This window comes from Thermoflexus sp. (genome assembly GCF_042408365.1).
Lineage (GTDB): Bacteria > Chloroflexota > Anaerolineae > Thermoflexales > Thermoflexaceae > Thermoflexus.
In genome coordinates this window covers 1-2,513 of record NZ_JBHOQJ010000269.1, presented here as the reverse complement: position 1 = coordinate 2,513, position 2,513 = coordinate 1, and the positions used below count along the sequence as shown (strand labels likewise).

The 2,513-nt window shown below is 63.5% G+C and carries 3 protein-coding genes; all 3 read right to left on the bottom strand.

Features of this window, described 5'->3' with window-relative positions:
- Nucleotides 1-76: 76 nt before the first annotated feature.
- The 3 genes from ACFMO5_RS12265 to thrB all read right to left on the bottom strand — a co-directional run bounded on the left by ACFMO5_RS12265 (nucleotide 77) and on the right by thrB (nucleotide 2,276).
- Nucleotides 77-622, bottom strand: coding sequence for a metal-dependent hydrolase (locus ACFMO5_RS12265; protein WP_376793042.1), 546 nt, complete (start codon nucleotides 620-622; stop codon nucleotides 77-79).
- Nucleotides 623-720: 98 nt separating this feature from the next.
- Nucleotides 721-1,260, bottom strand: coding sequence for a hypothetical protein (locus tag ACFMO5_RS12260; protein ID WP_376793041.1), 540 nt, complete (start codon nucleotides 1,258-1,260; stop codon nucleotides 721-723).
- A 116-nt stretch (nucleotides 1,261-1,376) separates the two neighbouring features.
- Nucleotides 1,377-2,276, bottom strand: a complete 900-nt coding sequence (gene thrB, locus ACFMO5_RS12255; RefSeq protein WP_376793040.1) for a homoserine kinase — start codon at nucleotides 2,274-2,276, stop codon at nucleotides 1,377-1,379.
- Between the last annotated feature and the right edge of the window lie 237 nt (nucleotides 2,277-2,513).

Below are 2,513 nucleotides of genomic sequence, written 5' to 3'. Positions count from 1 at the left end.
GGGGGCCTTCGACCCCCGGCCCAGCCCCAAAGACCCCAAAAATTTAAAAATGGATCAAGCAACAGCTTGCAAACGCTCAAGAGCTGAAGAGCCTCCATCCAAGCCATCCCAATCCCCCGATCCCGCCCATTATCAGGATCGCGTGATCCCATAGGGAACCCGTCCGCCAACAGGCCAGGCGCAGACGTTCTTTCGATAGCGGCCAAAGCCAAGGGATGCCTTGGGGCGTGAGGGCATCCAGAAAGAGATGGGAAAGGTAACTCGCTGCCCACGCCCCGACCAACGCAGGATCCCGCAACAAAAACCAGCCCAACGCTCCCCATAACCCCGCCATGGTCAACGAGTGCGTAGGGCCCCGATGGGGAAGCCGGACGAGCATCAACAGCAAAAACCCTCCGGCGATGGCGATCCCCGCTGCGGCGACCGATCGAAGCAGATACCCTGCGAGCAGCCCTCCAGCGATCCCGAGGAGCCCCAACCCACGCGCGCCCCGCCCGACCGAGCCCACATCCAAATCCACATCCGGGATCATGCCGGAGAACGCGCCCAGCGCCCCTCCAAGGGGCCCACCGATCCATAACCCAGTTGCTGCTCCCACCACGATGTGCGTGCGTAAACGCATTGCCCTCACCTATAATCTCTTGGATCCAAGCAGCCTTCCCCCTCTGCTCTCCAGATTGAGGAAAAGAACGGGGCCGAGCATGGGGGGAAGAGCCCATTCTACGATCCAGGGATCAACGCCAGCAACGCCTTGAGATCCCTCAACAGCGCCAGCAGCTTCAGCACCACAGGATCCAGCCCCGAAGCCCCCAGCGCGATATCCACCGGCTGGTCGAAGTTCACCGGGATCTGGGTGCGCACCGGCACGGTCATATTCAGGCGGACCGGAAGGCGGGTTCCTGAAGGCAAATTGATGAACACGGTTCCGTTGATCGTCCCCCCGCCGCCCGGCAATTGAAACGTGGCCGCAGTGGTGATGGGCACCGGCGCCAGGGTCACCACCACCGTGTCCTGCTGAACAGGGAGCTCAAAGGCCACAGGGACCGATTGGCGGATCGGAATCGTCGTAGAGATATGAGCGCCGCCCAGATCTTGCACCACCCCCTCCAGCCGGGCCACCGTCTCATTCACAGCGGCTTTGATGGATGCGAGCTGGGTGTATAACACGATCAGGACGATCAGAAGGGCCAGGTTCATCACAAAGGAGAAAAGAAGCGCAACGGTCTGAAAGGCTCGCCACAAATTTCTCATGAATTTCATCGCTCCCTCCGGTCCCTCTAGATATCACCTGCGGTAAGAGCACTCCTTCTGGATGCCCTTGGGCGGGCACAAGGACCGCTCCCACTCATTTTATGGGTGCCCGATAGCCGAAGCGCTCAAGGCTCGACCTCGACCCGGACGCCCTCGGAAGCGACTTCCACCACCCAAGCGCGCGCGGAGACACCAGCCTCCCTGAAGGCCGTAACCATCGCCGCGGCGATGGCCTCATGGCCCTCGGGGGCGAAGGCCGCCAGGGCCGGCCCTGAGCCGCTGATGCACACCGCGGCCGCCCCGGCCGCCCGCGCTGCGGCCACTACCCGCTCATACCCGGGAATCAGGCGCGCCCGATAGGGCTCGTGCAGCCGATCCCTCATCGCCCGGCCCAATAACCCCCAATCCCCTTCCCGGAACGCATGAACGAGGAGTGCCACGTGCCCGATTTGATAGATCACATCCGCGAGCGGCACGTGGGATGGAAGCAGGCGGCGGGCCATCTCGGTGGAAACCGTCACCGATGGGAGAGCGATAACCGCTCGCATCGGGGGAATTGGGACCCGGGTCGCGATCCATCCTTCATCATCTCGAGCCACCAGCACCAATCCACCCAGCAACGCTGGCGCCACGTTATCTGGGTGTCCCTCCAGCGCGACAGCCAGTTCCAACAAGGTCTCCGGCGGATCCGACAATCCCACCCAGGCTTGGGCCAGGGCCAGCCCCGCTGCCACCGCTGCGGCGCTGGAGCCAAGGCCAGACATCAGAGGGATCCGATTGTGGCAGCGCAAGCGCATGGGAGGCAATGGGACTCCCAACCGCTCGAAAAGAGCCGCAGCAGCGCGCACCACCCGATTGGCGGCATCGCGAGGAAGGACGTCCGCTCCCTCCCCTTCGATCACCACTTCCAGGGTGGAAGCCGGCTCCGCCTCGATCTCGTTATACAGACACAGCGCCAGCCCCATCCCGTCGAATCCAGGCCCGAGATTGGCTGTGGTCGCAGGGACACGCACTCGAATTCGCATGGGATCCCCCTGATGCTTGTGCAAACTCGAGGGCTTCCAGGAGCCTGGAGGCCACCTGCGGCTTGATCTTCGGGTGGAGTTACGCCGTCCGGAGTCCGCGCGAGGAGGCGGAAGGCTCCCACCCCCCTTCATCCCCCCTCCCCACGGCCGTGGAAACGGGCGCTAAAGCGCACCGCCACAAACAGGGGGGATGCAAAATGTTTTGGGGCGGAGCCGGGCGCCCTTGGCGCCCGGCTC